General features: G+C 48.6%; 17 protein-coding genes, 1 tRNA gene and 2 pseudogenes. 7 read left to right on the top strand and 13 right to left on the bottom strand.

Annotated elements, in window-relative coordinates:
* Nucleotides 1-20 precede the first annotated feature (20 nt).
* Nucleotides 21-1,235, bottom strand: coding sequence for an NO-inducible flavohemoprotein (gene hmpA, locus WG31_RS10970; RefSeq protein WP_063354540.1), 1,215 nt, complete (start codon nt 1,233-1,235; stop codon nt 21-23).
* A 369-nt stretch (nt 1,236-1,604) separates the two neighbouring features.
* Between hmpA and WG31_RS10965 the strand changes: the two genes are divergently transcribed.
* Entirely contained in the window at nt 1,605-1,973 is a 369-nt protein-coding gene (locus WG31_RS10965) for a helix-turn-helix domain-containing protein (RefSeq protein WP_003626381.1), read from the top strand.
* A gap of 103 nt (nt 1,974-2,076) precedes the next feature.
* Here the strand turns inward: WG31_RS10965 and WG31_RS10960 are convergent, their stop codons facing one another.
* Both WG31_RS10960 and alkB read right to left on the bottom strand, forming a co-directional pair.
* On the bottom strand, nt 2,077-3,234 hold the full coding sequence (locus WG31_RS10960) for a serine hydrolase domain-containing protein (RefSeq protein ID WP_063354539.1): 1,158 nt from the start codon (nt 3,232-3,234) through the stop codon (nt 2,077-2,079).
* A gap of 45 nt (nt 3,235-3,279) precedes the next feature.
* The gene (gene alkB, locus WG31_RS10955) at nt 3,280-3,948 is read right to left on the bottom strand and encodes a DNA oxidative demethylase AlkB (protein WP_063354538.1); all 669 of its coding nucleotides are present in this window, start codon (nt 3,946-3,948) and stop codon (nt 3,280-3,282) included.
* A 109-nt stretch (nt 3,949-4,057) separates the two neighbouring features.
* Here alkB and WG31_RS10950 point away from each other — a divergent pair, with 109 nt between their 5' ends.
* Nucleotides 4,058-4,444 (top strand): hypothetical protein, encoded by a 387-nt coding sequence (locus WG31_RS10950; RefSeq protein WP_063354537.1) that lies wholly within the window; start codon nt 4,058-4,060, stop codon nt 4,442-4,444.
* Between the two features lie 72 nt (nt 4,445-4,516).
* On the opposite strand, the gene WG31_RS10945 is transcribed toward WG31_RS10950, so the two are convergent.
* The 9 genes from WG31_RS10945 to WG31_RS10905 all read right to left on the bottom strand — a co-directional run bounded on the left by WG31_RS10945 (nt 4,517) and on the right by WG31_RS10905 (nt 11,312).
* Complete coding sequence (locus WG31_RS10945) at nt 4,517-5,971, bottom strand: sodium:solute symporter family protein (RefSeq protein WP_063354536.1); 1,455 nt, start codon at nt 5,969-5,971, stop codon at nt 4,517-4,519.
* Nucleotides 5,968-6,165, bottom strand: coding sequence for a DUF3311 domain-containing protein (locus WG31_RS10940; protein ID WP_081461426.1), 198 nt, complete (start codon nt 6,163-6,165; stop codon nt 5,968-5,970). The genes WG31_RS10945 and WG31_RS10940 overlap by 4 nt, the downstream gene beginning before the upstream one ends.
* Nucleotides 6,166-6,323: 158 nt before the next feature.
* A complete protein-coding gene (locus WG31_RS10935) occupies nt 6,324-6,815 on the bottom strand; it encodes a hypothetical protein (protein ID WP_006115910.1) in 492 nt (163 codons plus the stop codon).
* 32 nt (nt 6,816-6,847) lie between these two features.
* The gene (locus tag WG31_RS10930) at nt 6,848-7,993 is read right to left on the bottom strand and encodes an anhydro-N-acetylmuramic acid kinase (protein ID WP_063354535.1); all 1,146 of its coding nucleotides are present in this window, start codon (nt 7,991-7,993) and stop codon (nt 6,848-6,850) included.
* Nucleotides 7,994-7,997: 4 nt separating this feature from the next.
* Entirely contained in the window at nt 7,998-8,354 is a 357-nt protein-coding gene (locus tag WG31_RS10925; protein WP_063354534.1) for a DUF6476 family protein, read from the bottom strand.
* Between the two features lies 1 nt (nt 8,355).
* Entirely contained in the window at nt 8,356-9,078 is a 723-nt protein-coding gene (locus WG31_RS10920; protein ID WP_006115912.1) for a pyridoxine 5'-phosphate synthase, read from the bottom strand.
* Nucleotides 9,075-10,046, bottom strand: a complete 972-nt coding sequence (pdxA, locus tag WG31_RS10915; RefSeq protein WP_063354533.1) for a 4-hydroxythreonine-4-phosphate dehydrogenase PdxA — start codon at nt 10,044-10,046, stop codon at nt 9,075-9,077. The genes WG31_RS10920 and pdxA overlap by 4 nt, the downstream gene beginning before the upstream one ends.
* A gap of 54 nt (nt 10,047-10,100) precedes the next feature.
* A complete protein-coding gene (locus tag WG31_RS10910) occupies nt 10,101-10,763 on the bottom strand; it encodes a hypothetical protein (RefSeq protein WP_063354532.1) in 663 nt (220 codons plus the stop codon).
* A 54-nt stretch (nt 10,764-10,817) separates the two neighbouring features.
* Nucleotides 10,818-11,312 (bottom strand): protein-export chaperone SecB, encoded by a 495-nt coding sequence (locus WG31_RS10905; RefSeq protein ID WP_006115915.1) that lies wholly within the window; start codon nt 11,310-11,312, stop codon nt 10,818-10,820.
* Between the two features lie 256 nt (nt 11,313-11,568).
* Here WG31_RS10905 and WG31_RS10900 point away from each other — a divergent pair, with 256 nt between their 5' ends.
* From WG31_RS10900 to WG31_RS10885, 4 genes are all read left to right on the top strand, one after another.
* On the top strand, nt 11,569-11,916 hold the full coding sequence (locus WG31_RS10900; RefSeq protein WP_035353319.1) for a lipopolysaccharide assembly protein LapA domain-containing protein: 348 nt from the start codon (nt 11,569-11,571) through the stop codon (nt 11,914-11,916).
* On the top strand, nt 11,909-12,622 hold the full coding sequence (pyrF, locus tag WG31_RS10895; RefSeq protein WP_063354531.1) for an orotidine-5'-phosphate decarboxylase: 714 nt from the start codon (nt 11,909-11,911) through the stop codon (nt 12,620-12,622). The genes WG31_RS10900 and pyrF overlap by 8 nt, the downstream gene beginning before the upstream one ends.
* 27 nt (nt 12,623-12,649) lie before the next feature.
* Entirely contained in the window at nt 12,650-13,291 is a 642-nt protein-coding gene (locus tag WG31_RS10890) for a phosphoribosylanthranilate isomerase (RefSeq protein WP_063354530.1), read from the top strand.
* A 71-nt stretch (nt 13,292-13,362) separates the two neighbouring features.
* A tRNA-Ser gene (locus tag WG31_RS10885) sits at nt 13,363-13,453 on the top strand.
* Nucleotides 13,454-13,558: 105 nt separating this feature from the next.
* Here the strand turns inward: WG31_RS10885 and WG31_RS15080 are convergent.
* Nucleotides 13,559-13,801 (bottom strand): annotated as a pseudogene (locus tag WG31_RS15080) (cytosine permease); the annotation flags it as partial.
* Between the two features lie 128 nt (nt 13,802-13,929).
* On the opposite strand from WG31_RS15080, the pseudogene WG31_RS10880 reads away from it, so the two are divergent.
* Nucleotides 13,930-14,175, top strand: a pseudogene (locus WG31_RS10880) (dihydropyrimidinase); the annotation flags it as partial.
* Nucleotides 14,176-14,260 lie beyond the last annotated feature (85 nt).

Below are 14,260 nucleotides of genomic sequence, written 5' to 3'. Positions count from 1 at the left end.
GAGAGGCCAACATTGTAAAATTAAGCGCCTACAAGTTCTGCATCAGCCGCAGACCCAAAGAGCTCATAATGGATCTGGTTTTCCGGTACGCCAGCTTCTGTGAGAACTTTAATCATATCTCGCATAAAGCTATCGGGGCCACAGATATTGTAATCTGCGGTTATATCTACACGAGGTTTAATCCATTCTGCGCTGATTCTGCCTTCATGCAGCGTCACGTTCTTGCTTGAACGGTTTGTGGGTACAGGGGAGTGGCTATAGAAAATATCAGCTTCAAGAGCATCTTTTTCAGCCAAGGCAGAGATATAATCCGTAAATGCTTCATCCTGTGCAGTGTGAACACCGTGGATGTAGTGGATGTTGCGCTTGGTGCCATCTTTCAAAAATGCACCAAGGGTAGAAATAAAAGGTGTTTGCCCAACACCTGCACACAGCAGAACGATTTTGCTGTTTTTTTCTGTTCCGGGGGTAAAATCTCCTGCTGGTGCAGAAACGTCCAGAACCTGTCCTTCTTGCACAGTATCATGCAGCCATTGAGAAACCACACCCCCATCTGCCCGACGAACACTAATGCGGTAATGATCTGCGCCGGGTTCGGAGGAAATACTGTAGTTGCGTCGTTGTGAGCCATGCTCAGGAACATCCAGCTTAAAGCTGAGATATTGCCCGGCTTCGTGCTTCATAATGGGTTTGTTATCAACAGGCACCAACTCGAAGGATGTAATGGTATCACTTTCCCGCACTTTGCGTCGTACCGTAAAGGGCCGCCAGCCTACCCATCCACCTGGTGCTGCGGCATGGGCTTCGTAAATCTGTTCTTCACGGCCAATTAGAATTTCTGCCAGGAACCAGTAAGCTTTCCCCCATGCTTCCAGAATTTCGGGGGTGGCGGCATCACCTAATACCTGAGCAATCGCTCCCAAAAGCGCATCAGCTACGTAGGGATAGTGCTCTGGAAGAATGTTCAGTCCAACATGTTTTTCAGCAATACGTTCAACCATGCCGCCTAGTGCGCCTAGGTTCTCTATATTGCGGGCATAAGCCAGCACAGCCAAGGCAAGGGCTTTGGGTTGTTCACCATCTTTTTGGTGAGACATATTGAAAAGATCCCGAATATCGGGGTTGGAGAGCAGGCGTTTATACATTTCCTGCGTAATATCCAGCCCGTGTGCTTCAAGCGCAGGGACACAGGCTTTTATGATTGAGATTGTTTTTGCATCAAGTGGTGAAGGCATGGAGAGGATTCCGTATAAAATGTATTTCAGTTACATCTTATAGGCACATAAAAAGATGTCAATAATGCACATCTTTTGTGCGGAGATGGCTGCATTGTGATGCATGCAATATTTAAGTGTATGGATGCACTATATTTGGGATGTTATGTTAGATAATGGCTAATATTAAACGATTTGTGGAAAAAGACATTTTTGATTTTGCATTTCTGTAAATCTAAGACTACTTATTGCATATAACAAAATATGTTATCAGGTTATTAAGTTTGCAATGATCTGCCATACTTTGCAGAGCATGAAATATGGCAACCATAAAATATTGGGCATGCTACAAGAACCACGGTAACTCTGGAGCAATGGATATAAAGAGCAATGGCTGACCAGGACGACGTTATTTCACCCGGGATAGATCTTGGGCAAAGGATCAAGATCCTGCGTAAATCCGCTGGACTTACGCAGCAGCAGGTTGCAGACGCGCTGGGGGTTTCAAGGCCAGCTATCGCTTTTTGGGAAACCGGACGGGAAGGAAGCGCCAGAAAGCATATTCCCAAACTGGCGGCACTTTTTAATGTTGACCCAGAAATTTTTCTGACCGGCTACGTGCAGGAAGATATTGAGTTGGTGATTACACCCGATGAGCATGATGTGATCCGGCTTTACCGTATGCTTGATCCATCTCGCAAAGTATCTGCTCAAAAATGGTTAGAACGGCAGGCCCGGATGGCCCGACAGGAAGACTAAATTTATCGGGTAAATTTTTATATGTTAGGCAACTTCTTTTCGGTGTTCATAGGTGAGCACCTTTATGAACACTGAAAAGAAGTTGCCTGTATAAAGTTGCTGTTCAAAGGTGCTCTAAAGCCAAAGCTGCCGCAGAAGCAACATCATGCCGTAAGACAATAACATTGCCCTTTCCGTATGGGTGAACCCTGTTTGTTAAAATCAGAACAAAGCTATCTGTTTGCGGCACTAACCACAGAGATGTACCCGTAAAACCGGTATGGCCAAACGATCCTATGGGAAAGTAATCACCTCGCGGGGTAGAATAATGAGTGGCAATATCCCACCCTAAACCTCGTTGATCGGTTTTGCCCGCAGGTTGCTGCGGGGATGACATCATGACCAGTGTTTCTGCCTTAAGTGGAAAAGGAGAAGAACACCCGGCGCGTTTGTTGAGCAGCGCAATGGCGTAGCGTGTCATATCATCCGCGCAGGAAAATAATCCTGCATGACCTGCGATACCTCCCATCCGGCGTGTTGTGGGATCATGTACGATACCACGGAGAAGGTTTCCCTTTTCATCATACTGAGTAGGGGCAATTGTGCTGGAAAGTGTGGGGGCTGGAGTAAAAAAGGTTCTTTTTAGGCCCAGTGGTTTGAAAATATTTTGTGTTGCGTAGTCTTGTAGGGTCAGGTCAGAGAGCTTTTCTACAATCAGCCCAAGCAGGATAAAGTTGATATCACTGTAAACAAACTGCTCTCCCGCAGGATGAATGGGCGTGCAGGAAAATGCCATCTGTATAGCTGTATTACGGCCTATCCACGGTGTTGAAAGATCCAGATCTGGCGGTAAACCGGAATAGTGCGTGAGCAACTGGCGAACAGTAATTTCCTGTTTGCCTTGTCCGGAAAATTCAGGAAGATAATGGCAAACCGGCATATCTAGTTGGACTAATCCACGTTCATACAACTGCATGATGGCCGGAGCAGTAATGAGCACTTTGGTAAGAGACGCCATATCAAACAGCGTATCCCATGTCATGGCTTCTGGATGAGGTACAAGTGCGCGTTGCCCAAACACACCTTTCCAAACCACTTGGCCTTTATGGGCAATGGCGGCAACGGCTCCCGGTGTTTTACCGTTTTTGATGGCATCCTGAAAAATGCGTTCCACTTGTGTAAAGTTGTTTTGGGTATCGGATGCCATGCTTTTCTTTGTTGAGGAATAGAATAGGCTTACTGCTCCCGTAAGCAAAATACGACGGCTAAAAGAAGAGGGCATATATTTCTGCCTTATAAGAAAACACCATGAGAAAATTCAATTGGTTCAAGTCGCCACAAATCTAAAGGTAATATTCAGGCGGGTTTCTCCTGTTCTGGCATGTGTGCCAGCCCGAATGGGTTTTATGCCATGAAAGCGTAAGCGATCAGGCCCACCCCACACCAGAACATCTCCATCCCTGAGCAAAATTTGTCGAGTAGGATCTGATCTTTTGAGCCCTCCCCACAGAAAAACCGCTTCCAAGCCAAATGAGAGAGAAACCACAGGCTGTTCCGTACATCCTTCATCGCGGTCTTGATGAAGGCCCATGCGTGCACTAGGACTGTAAGAATTGATAAGGCAGGCATTGGGCTGGAATTGTGCGAAACCAGCTTTTTGGGCAGCCTTGTGCGCCAAAGTTTGAAAAATGGTAGGCATATTTGGCCAAGGTTGGTCAGTAAAAGGGTTTACTCTGGTATAGCTGTAGCCTTGTGATGTGCTAACCCATCCAAATGGGCCGCAGCACGTCATGGCAACAGACATCTGGCCTCCGCCCGGGGTGTACATTTTTCTAAATGGCGCTTGCTGCGTAATGCGGTGAACAGCCAGCATACAGGCTTCAGCATCATGCAAAGCGAAACCGGGCAATAATACGGCTCCGGCATTCAACTGCACGGAGTTTGGCCGGATATCTGGCAAAAGAAAATCCATTTGCACGGAACGATTGTCTTTCATGGTGAAAGCTCTGTGTGGAAAGTGTTTGCGGTGATGTGCGCTCTCTGGCACAGCATGGAAAGAGTATAGCAGCACCTACGTTTGAAACAGAAGGAGCAGATCCCCAGCAATGTCGGTTTCTGGTCGGGATATGATGTTTATCGGCGGCATTCCGGCTGTTATCAGCTTTAATGCCGGTAGCCGTATGTTTCGTGGGGTTTTTATAGGCCTGAACGCAGAGGTGGATTTTCTGGCGCGTTCTCCCATGGACTTACAGCCCCAAGGTGAGGCGGCTTTAAGTGTGTTTTTGGAAACATGTCGCCAGCAGAATCGTTCTCCTTTACTTGCACGACAAGTAGGACAAAAAGGTTATCTGCTTGAAGATATCTACGCAGAACTGGAAGAGCCCGCACGCCAGAAAGGGATAGATCTCTATCAGCTTGTGCGTGACCAGACACTGGAATTTCAGAAAACGGGAAATCGAAAAAAAGCTTCAACCGTTTTTCTGAATTTTTAATGGGAACGGCAGATTTTCTAAGAAAAAAGGAAGGCTTGGGATAAGCCTTCCTTTTTTAACACCTGTTGTGCATCAGACAGTTGTATTAGCTGGGATATTCTGTTTGGCGGGGGCCATCACGGATACAAGTGCAACTATGGCAATATTGATAACCAGAGAAAGAAGGCCAGTAGAAATATTGCCAGAAAATAGCCCCAGATTAACGGGGTGAATAGGTTTTAGGCCGTCCATCCAGCAAATACTAACACCAAAAACTGTGCCTACAGCCCACCCAGTCAGCATAGCGACGGCAGAAAAGCGCACACGAAACAGGCCCAGAATAAGCGCAGGGAATGTTTGTAGAATAAACACGCCTCCCAAAAGCTGGAAATCAATGGCAAACTGCGCGTTCAGGAACAATACGCAAATCAGTGCGCCAATTTTTACTATAAAAGCTACAATGCGGCTGGTGCGTACTGGATTTGCCTGTGGGGGAAGCAAATTGTTGGTGACCAGATTGGCCGCGCCAATTGCCATAACGGCCGCAGGCACCAATGCCCCTACGGCAATGGCAGCAAGGCAAAAACCGGCAAACCATGCAGGAAATACACTTTGGAACAGCATTGGCACAACCATGGAGGTATTGGTGGTGTTAATGCCAGCCGCATGCGCCATAAAGCCCAGCATGGCTATAAGCCCCAATACAATGGTGTATGCGGGTAAGAAAACAGCATTCTGTTTGATGGTATCTGCTGAACGAGACGCCAGAATACCCGTAAGTGTATGAGGATATAAAAATGCAGCTAAAGCGGAAGAAAGCGCAAGGGTAGCATAAGGTAAGCTTTGCCCGGTTTTAAGCACCGTATCTGTATGTGCCGCAGAGGCAAACAGGGCACTGTAACCGCCGGTGTGTAGGGGTATAACAGTTACCGCTACCAGCACGGCAATATAGATCATAATATCCTTGATAAAGGCCGTAAGTGCCGGAGCATGTAGCCCTCCCAACCATGTGTAAGCGGCTAGGGAAATAAAGGCGATAATGAGTGGTAGATCGCCCGGTAATCCTAAAGCCTGCACCACAGTACGGATACCAATAAGCTGGAGCGCAATATAAGGCATAACCGCTACCAGCCCGGTTAAGGCAATAATCACTTCCAGTGCCCGGCTGTTAAAGCGTGCCTTTACAATATCTGCCGCTGTTGCGTGCCCGCCTGCGCGCGCAATCTTCCAAAGCTTTGGCATAACAAGAAAAATGAAGGGATAAACAATAATGGTATAAGGCAGCGCAAAAAAGCCATATGCTCCCGCCGCATATACCAGCGCAGGTACTGCAATAACCGTATAAGCGGTGTAAAAGTCTCCTCCCACCAAAAACCATGTTACCCACGGCCCAAATTCTCGCCCACCGAGTGACCATTCCTCATGGCTGTCGGTATCACGTTTGGCATGAAACAGGCCGCGTATCCATTGTATGGAACTGCCAACAACAATGGTCGCGGCAAAAAAGAAAACAAAAACGCCAAGCGCCCAAGGGTTTATGGTGCTCATGTGTTTTGCCCCTTTTTCCAGACAATCCAGATAAGAGCAGACGTTACTGGTACCCATGCGAATTGGTACCAGTAGAAAAATGGAAAACCCCACAAAACAGGATCGTGCCTATTATACAGGGGCGTCCAAAGTAACCCTAAAAAGGGCAGGGCGAGTAGGAGGTTCAGATATTTCATTACAGAAAACCCGGTCATTTTGTTTTTTTTGTTCGCGACCGGGAGAAGGATGGCGATGAAAGTTACCGCCTGTCAATTATTCTGTATGTCTTTTTGGTTCGAGCAACCAAGTTGTGTCTTTTCCACTACAAACAGGGGTGCTGTTTGTAGTGGGGCAGAAAAAACAGCTTGATGTTTTAGCGTGTGGCGCTGTGCTTTTTATTCTGTAAAACTTGGTTTAGCTTATCGCCATATTGCCGATAGCTACCCTCTGGCACGCAACCCATTTCTTCCAAATCTGCCAGATCCGCTCCGTGATTGATCCACAGATTTACTTCACGTGAATCAATAGATGGTGGGATTTCACGAGGTTCATAAACAATAGGTGCGTTTTCACCTTCCGTAGCACCAAACAGCATAAAGCTATCGGGTTCTGGTGTTTTACTGGAACTCAGGCTGATTTCCCCACACACAACCTGCTTCTTTTCTGCATTGGGGTGCGTAGTTATTGCGCGGAAAAAAGGGTGGGTATCCGGAAAGCGTTTTGTAAGCGTCTTGAGTGTATTTTTTACAAAAGGGGATGCCTTTTTATCGCTGCCGTCAATAACGGTTTGCGCACTTGCAGAACAGGCTAGTACCGGCGCGCCAAGGGCAGCAAGCAACAGGCCAAATGCCAGAAAGCGTTTCATGGTTTTGAGTCTTTCCTGTTCAATGAAATGTATTAGGCAATATTATACTGCAATTTCGTGTTTAAAACAGCTTTCGCCTTCCATGGTGTAATGCCGCCGCAACTTAACCGGCCACCTTGTTGAGGGGCAGGTACACCTGTGGTGGATGGAAGTGATAAAGGGAACCCATACAGGCTTCTTACAGCCAAAAATCCAAAGCACTCGGCTTCCAGCGCATCCCCATTCCATCCAAGAATTTCTGCCGGAGAGACTTGGCCGGGTAACCGTTGAGTAAGTGCTTCCATAATAGCAGAGTTATGTCGGCCGCCGCCACACACAAACCATGCTTGAGGCTGCTCTGGTAAAGGCGTGCGGGCAATGGTTTCCGCAGTAAAGGCAACCAGTGTGGCAGCTCCATCTGCCGGGGAGAGCGCAGCAATATTTTGCAAGGCTGTATGAAAGCTTAGCCTGTCGAGAGATTTAGGGGCTGGTTTGCTAAAAAATGGATGTGCTACGAGCTGCTTCAGAATAGATGCAGACACTTTACCGCTGCGTGCCAAGCGCCCATCTTTATCGTAGGGGATGCCAGTATGGCGGAAAGTCCAGTCATCCAGCAGAGCATTGCCGGGGCCTGTATCACAGGCCAGAATCTCACCTGTTGAGGTCAGCAGAGTAAGATTAGCAACGCCTCCAATATTCAGGATTGCAACAGGGCGTGGCTGATCGTGCAAAAGGGCTGCATGATATAAGGGGGCCAGCGGAGCACCTTCTCCGCCTGCGTGTACATCAGCGCTGCGAAAGTCATGGATAACAGGCAAATCTGTAGCAGAAGAAAGCGCAATGGCATTGCCAATCTGCCATGTGCGCCCAGGCTGGTGCAGAATGGTCTGACCATGAAAGCCAATAAGATCGGCTGGCATATCAGGTGCCATTTGGCGCAGTTTTTCAACAGCTATGGCATGCACCTTTGTCAGATCATGTTCTGCAGACAGTAATGCAGGATCAGAAGACGCAAGCTGAGGAGCTTCATCCAGTATGCGGCGCAGGCGTGCCCGTAATTCCGCCGTATAAGGCACGGTCAGCGCTGGGCCGTGCCGGAATATACGTGTGCCATCAGTTTGTATGAGAGCTGCATCTACGCCATCAAGTGATGTGCCACTCATAAGCCCAATGGCGGTAAGGGGAGAAAGCAAAGACATAGTGTTAATGTGCCGCGTTTATATCCAGCCCGGTACGCAACTGGCCGGTTGGCACATCCCATAACAGAATCCGGTCTTGCCCCTGTTCTGTAACATGCAGGGCCAATACGTTATCCCGCACGCGTGTTACGCTTAACAGGTGTTCACCCGCAGGTAATGTAGCATGTGCCGTGGAAAGATTGGCAGATGGAGCCGCATCCGATAGCGCAACCGGCGGAAGGTTGGGCGGAGTGGGTTTACTACTCATGCGATGAATAAGTACGCCTGCCAATACCACAACACCCACCACAATCAGCACACCCATGCCAATAACGGCTACAAGTAAGGCTTTGGGTGTTTTGTATTCCTGTGGTTCTTCCATCTTAAAGGGCCGTGCCTTCTGCAATATGGCGTTTCATGCTTTGCACAACGGCTGCCAGACCATCAAAAATAGCCTGTCCAATCAGAAAGTGCCCAATATTGAGTTCTCGCAGTTCTGGCAGGCTGGCGATGGGGCCAACATTTTCAAATGTCAGCCCGTGGCCAGCATGCACTTCCAACCCAAGAGAGGCTGCTTGCATGGCTGCGGCACGCAGGCGTTCCAGTTCTCCCGCTTTCCCTTCTGCATAAGCGCCAGTGTGGAGTTCGACAACTTGTGCGCCTGTTTTGGCGGCAGCTTCTATTTGTGCGGGGGAGGGATCTATAAACAGTGAAACACGGATGCCTGCCTGTGCGAGTTTTTGCACCTTTGGTGTAAGTGTTTCTAGTTGCCCCGCTATGTTCAGACCGCCTTCTGTAGTTAGTTCTTCACGCCGTTCGGGCACAAGGCAGCAGGCATGGGGGCGCAAGCCAAGGGCTATGCCAACCATTTCTTCTGTTGCAGCCATTTCCATATTAAGGGGAGCCGCAATTTCTGCACGCAGGCGTTCTAAATCTTTATCACGGATATGGCGCCTATCTTCACGCAGATGGGCGGTAATACCATCTGCACCAGCCTGAATAGCTAACAGGGCCGCAGCAACGGGGTCTGGATATGTGCCCCCACGTGCATTGCGAATGGTGGCCACATGATCAATGTTGACGCCAAGCCGGATAGCTGAAGTCATGCTGCGTTCCTTCTGTTTTGCGCAAGCTGTGCGGCCAACCGAATGGCAGCAACAAGGCTGCTTGGGTCTGCCTTGTTCTGGCCCGCAATGTCAAAGGCTGTTCCGTGGTCGGGCGATGTGCGGATAATGGGCAGCCCTAGCGTTACGTTCACACCTTCTGCCATATCCAGTGTTTTAAGAGGGATCAGCCCTTGATCATGATACATGCACAAAGCCACATCATAATGGCTGCGTGCTGCGGGTGTGAACATGGTATCTGGTGGCATGGGGCCTGTAATATTAAGCCCTTCCTTCTGTAAGGCTTTAATGGCTGGGATGATAATCTGTTGTTCCTCATGCCCCATCAAGCCGTTTTCTCCCGCATGAGGGTTTAATCCGGCCACGGCAATGCGCGGGGCTTTCAGGCCAAAATCGCGTTTTAGCCCAGTGGCAACTGTGCGGGCTGTTTTAATAATCAACTCTGTATTTAACTGCTCCAGTGCGTGCCGGAGGGAGACATGTACGGTAACAGGCACAACCTTGAGAGAGGGCCCAGCCAGCATCATCACTTCCTGTCCAGGCACATGGCATAGTTCTGCCAGATAGCTGGTGTGCCCCGGATGTTTGAAGCCCGCGCTTTGAATAACCTCTTTGCTGATAGGGTTGGTGATAATAGCTGAGGCTTCACCATTCTGGGCTAATTCTACGGCCAGACGGATGCTTTCAATAACACTGGATGCATTCTGACGGTCTGGCTCTCCGGGAGAGGCAGGTGTTGCCAGTCGGAGGGGGAGCACGGGAATAGCGTGGGAGAAGATATCCGATCCCTGTTCCAGATAGCGCACGGCCTGTAATGGGGCATGTTGCTCCAGAAGGGTAGGGTCTCCCACAAAAACAAAGGGGAGCTTGCTTTCGCGCAATATGCGCCATGCTTTTACAGTAATTTCAGGCGCAATACCTGCCGGGTCACCTTGTGTTAGAGCAAGCATGGGCTTCTTCCTTCAGCGCAGGAAAATACGGGTCTGTAAAGCACAAAGGAAAACTTAGAAACGATCAGGCGTAAAGGTGCTGAGGAAATGATAAAGCACATTAGGTGCAAAACCATATTCCACAGCCATAACTGCATCCGGGCTGAGAGCACGATACCATGCAGGATTAAAGTGATCAGACAGCGTAATGGAATTGGGTAGTGTGTGTGCTGAATGCAGCAGGTTCATAAATGGCGTAAGGCTGTTCAGGTTTGGGTCAGTCGGTCTGTTTTGCATGTAGACGTTTGGATCAAAAAACAGATGGCCCGAACGCTTTTCCTTATCGCCGGATCGGAGGAAGTGGTCATACCCATTTACAAAACCGCCAGCTTGCAAATTTTGCTCCGAAATATCGGGGTAGCGCTGAAGATAATACCGTTCGGAAAATAGGTAATGTGGAGAAAAGCTTTTGTATCCCCCATTGCAGTAATGCTCAAAGCCAGAAACGCAGGTGCCGTTTGTAATGGCTTCTGCTGCCTCGGAGCAATTTACCCGGTACCATTCTTCGTTGAAATATCTGTTGGGTGAATGGCCAGAGGATGCCCCTTCGACCTTGTACCATTGTTCAAGCTCATGGTCAGAAAAAGACAACAGAGCATCCATAATTGCGCCGTATTCTGCGCGGTACCAATTTGCGTCAAAGGGGTACCATAAAGCTTCGGATGCTTTACTTGGCATAGTCTGTCATCTTTCGTTTTCAGGTATGGAAATCAAAGGGCCTGAATGCTGTTTTCAGCCTACAGCACGGCGGTTGCGCCACAATGCCGCAAAGTCAATCTGCTGCATGATAACGGGTAGGAAGCCTGCTTCCCGGCATAGAGTGGCCAGCATGTTGCGGGCAGCAGGGTAAAGAAGCCGAGGTGCTTCTATAAGAAGCAAGGTTTCAAAGGTTTCTGCTGTTGCATGTTGCAGCGTAAAGATACCTGCATAAGTCAGATTCACATCAAATAAGGGGACAACTTCTTCCCCTTCTCGTTGTGCAGGAAGGTGCCCCTGACAGCGCAAGATCAGTTCAACTTCAAAGTTGGGCTGGTTTTCACCCATTTGATGGGCACGTACATCTACAGAAACACCAAGGTGAGGGCGTTCTGTTACGCGTGAGTAAATAGCTGGTGCCCCAAGAACCTGAAATTCAACAGATTTAACATATTGGATTCCCATCATAACAGACGGCGCAGGAGATGTGTGAGATGCGCCGCCAAGTGAATCTGCAGTTTCGGTATTCATGATGGATGTCTGATCCTCAGGAGTAATGTCGCAAACAAAAATAGCTCATTATTCAGGAAAAATGAGCAAAACAATATAATCCGCACCAGCCCTACCAGATTCAGACAGTTGCGGCGAGAGGAAACACAATAAACTTCTTTTCTGTTGTAGCTCTGGCAACGGTCTAAAAATGTGTGAAATATTTTATCATTAAGCTTGCAGTTGATGGTATCCAGTCGCTTGTTCTTTGCGTGTGATACGGCTACGACTTGATGCCATGATCAGGCTGATAATTGTTGTCCCATTCCTGCTGGCGCTTGTGGTGTTCAGTGCCAGTAATCAGGATCCGCTCGATATGTGGTTGCTGACATATAGCTGGAAGTCTTCAGCTGGTGTGTTGGCGCTGTTGGTAGCTGCTGTTGCCTTTTTGCTGGGAGCTTTCTGTTTGTGGACGGCAGAATTCAGGCAACGCCGGCGTGCGCGCAAGGCAGAGCAACATGTAAAAGAACTGGAAGCGCAGCTTGCCCAAGTGCAGGCCGTATCTAGCATGCCAGTGGCCCCAGCGCCCGTAGCCATAGCGACTCCGCCTGTTTCGCCTGCAAATGGAGCAGAACCACATGTCTGATACAGCAAGGCAAACAGGTTTGATTGTGGCGTTGGATACGCAAGACCCGGCGCAGGCCAAGGCATGGGCGCATGCGGTGCAAGGTGTTGCGGGTGTTATCAAGCTTGGTATGGAATTTGCTTATGCAGCAGGCTTTCAGGCTGTGGCAGATCTAGCTGGGCAGAGGCCTTTATTTCTGGATCTTAAGCTGCACGACATTCCCAATACTGTGGGAGCCGCTGTAAAAGCGCTTTCTCATTTGCGCCCTCGTATGCTGACACTGCATGCTGTTGGTGGTGCAGAAATGATGAAAGCTGCACGCAAAGCATGTGATGAGGCTTTCCCGGAAGGAGAGCGCCCATTACTGCTGGCTGTAACTGTGTTGACCAGTATGGATGATCAGGCCTTGGCAGAAGTAGGTGTGCCGGATGATACGCGCACGCAGGTTTTGCGCTTGGCGCATCTGGCAATGAAGTCCGGGATGGATGGATTGATCTGCTCCGCGCATGAACTCAAGGCACTGCGAGAAGCTCTGGGTGACAAGCCTGTGTTGGTAACGCCAGGTATTCGGCCCGCAGGAGCAGCTAAGGGTGATCAGAAACGCGTTATGACGCCTGCGGAAGCACGCGCTGCCGGAGCAGACTGGATTGTGGTGGGAAGACCCATAACTCAGGCTGCAGATCCAGCAGCAGCAGCAGCAGCAATTGCTGCGGAACTGGCAGCATAAATCTGCTGCATATAGCTGGAGTAGGTTATGAGCAGCGTTCGGACAGGCGTAAAAATCTGCGGCATTACAGAAGAAGCCGGGCTGGAAGCCTGCATGAAATATGGCGCAGATTGGGTCGGCTTTGTTTTTTTTGAACGCTCTCCTCGCTATATAAATGCATTGCGGGCAAAGGTTTTAGCTGCCCAGGTTACAGACGGCATCAAGAAAGTCGGGCTCTTTGTACGCCCTGACGATGCTGATTTGGAACGCGTGTTGGGTCAGGTCGATCTAGATATATTGCAGCTTTATACAACGCCTGAACGCGCCGTGCAGATACAAGACAAGTTTGGGCTGCCTGTTTGGTTATCCATTCCAGTTGCCTCACAGGCTGACTTGCCACAACAAAGCATAGTGGAACGGCTTGTGATTGAGCCTAAGCCCCCAGTTAATGCAACACGCCCGGGTGGTAATGCGCAGCGCTTGAACTGGGATATGCTGCATGGTTGGAAACCTGCTTATTTGTGGATGTTGGCGGGGGGGCTAAATCCCGAAAATGTAGGACAAGCCGTTGCAACAACCGGAGCAGCAGCGGTGGATGTTTCATCCGGCGTTGAAACTGCGCCTGGCATTAAGAATCCGGATGCAATTGCGCGTTTTATCCATAATGCGCGCACTTCAGCCGTTGGTTGAGATAAAAACTTTATTTTTTCCGCTTTAGGTCTTGTTTGTTCCGAAAATTTTGCTATTACCTCTCTCGCGTCGGAGAGATGGCCGAGTGGCTTAAGGCGCACGCTTGGAAAGCGTGTGTACGTTAATAGCGTACCGAGGGTTCGAATCCCTCTCTCTCCGCCATAACGTAATTTCCCCTTAAAAATAGTCAGTTCAATTGAGCTGTAGAGCTACAGCGTTTTGTGATGTTGTTCCGTATCACAAGATACATACAATATTTTCCGATGCCCTAAAGCTTGGTACGGCTATAAGGTTGCAGGCTAATTGTACGAGTAGGATAGCGAAAAGTAGGGCTGCAAATACATCGTATAGTGGAAGACCTAAAGTGAATAGACTTCCAAAAATGATGTATCCTGCTACACTGTGAATGTCCGACATCCATAAAAACAGATAATCTTTCCATTGCCATGTGCGTGTAGCAGATGGTGCTAAGTCTTCATTTATTAAACGATTATGATGTGTTCCATCCATAATGCTTTCCTACATTACGATTCGAATACGAAATATATTATTGACCAATTAGTCAGAATAAAAATACGATTTCGATACAAAATATCATTTATCCTTTAACGATTGGAAAACAGAAAGGCAGTCTTCTCCTGCTTCATGTTAAAGGCGGAGCGCTTATTATAGCAGAAGGCAGTATGCGAGCAGACATTCTGTGTGGCCCAGATGGAAAAATTGCTCATGTAGCAAACACGATAGAAACACCATCGGGTTGTGATGTTGTGGATGCTGCGGGGTTATTGGTAATGCTGGGAGGTATAGACCCGCATACTCATATGGAAATGCCTTTTATGGGCACAATTACAAGTGATGATTTTTATACTGGAACAGCTACTGGCTGAGGCGCTGAAGAAAAACCCCCCACTCATGAGTGGGGGGGTAGGAAAATAATGAATAAGGGAAATGACCTGAGTTCTGTAAATC

This window comes from Acetobacter oryzifermentans (genome assembly GCF_001628715.1).
GTDB lineage: Bacteria > Pseudomonadota > Alphaproteobacteria > Acetobacterales > Acetobacteraceae > Acetobacter > Acetobacter oryzifermentans.
Note: the sequence above shows the minus strand (reverse complement) of the source record. Positions and strands in the feature narration are given on the sequence as shown.

Coding starts and splice junctions, on each gene's coding strand:
- alkB (WP_063354538.1), bottom strand. CDS start 3,948: ATGAAAGACAATCGTTCCGTGCAAATGGATTTTCTTTTGCCAGATATC.
- WG31_RS10940 (WP_081461426.1), bottom strand. CDS start 6,165: ATGACCGGGTTTTCTGTAATGAAATATCTGAACCTCCTACTCGCCCTG.
- WG31_RS10950 (WP_063354537.1), top strand. CDS start 4,058: ATGTCGGTTTCTGGTCGGGATATGATGTTTATCGGCGGCATTCCGGCT.
- WG31_RS10925 (WP_063354534.1), bottom strand. CDS start 8,354: ATGGAAGAACCACAGGAATACAAAACACCCAAAGCCTTACTTGTAGCC.
- WG31_RS10935 (WP_006115910.1), bottom strand. CDS start 6,815: ATGAAACGCTTTCTGGCATTTGGCCTGTTGCTTGCTGCCCTTGGCGCG.
- pdxA (WP_063354533.1), bottom strand. CDS start 10,046: ATGCTTGCTCTAACACAAGGTGACCCGGCAGGTATTGCGCCTGAAATT.
- WG31_RS10960 (WP_063354539.1), bottom strand. CDS start 3,234: ATGCCCTCTTCTTTTAGCCGTCGTATTTTGCTTACGGGAGCAGTAAGC.
- WG31_RS10910 (WP_063354532.1), bottom strand. CDS start 10,763: ATGCCAAGTAAAGCATCCGAAGCTTTATGGTACCCCTTTGACGCAAAT.
- WG31_RS10890 (WP_063354530.1), top strand. CDS start 12,650: ATGAGCAGCGTTCGGACAGGCGTAAAAATCTGCGGCATTACAGAAGAA.
- pyrF (WP_063354531.1), top strand. CDS start 11,909: ATGTCTGATACAGCAAGGCAAACAGGTTTGATTGTGGCGTTGGATACG.
- WG31_RS10905 (WP_006115915.1), bottom strand. CDS start 11,312: ATGAATACCGAAACTGCAGATTCACTTGGCGGCGCATCTCACACATCT.
- WG31_RS10965 (WP_003626381.1), top strand. CDS start 1,605: ATGGCTGACCAGGACGACGTTATTTCACCCGGGATAGATCTTGGGCAA.
- WG31_RS10900 (WP_035353319.1), top strand. CDS start 11,569: ATGATCAGGCTGATAATTGTTGTCCCATTCCTGCTGGCGCTTGTGGTG.
- WG31_RS10920 (WP_006115912.1), bottom strand. CDS start 9,078: ATGACTTCAGCTATCCGGCTTGGCGTCAACATTGATCATGTGGCCACC.
- hmpA (WP_063354540.1), bottom strand. CDS start 1,235: ATGCCTTCACCACTTGATGCAAAAACAATCTCAATCATAAAAGCCTGT.
- WG31_RS10930 (WP_063354535.1), bottom strand. CDS start 7,993: ATGTCTTTGCTTTCTCCCCTTACCGCCATTGGGCTTATGAGTGGCACA.
- WG31_RS10945 (WP_063354536.1), bottom strand. CDS start 5,971: ATGAGCACCATAAACCCTTGGGCGCTTGGCGTTTTTGTTTTCTTTTTT.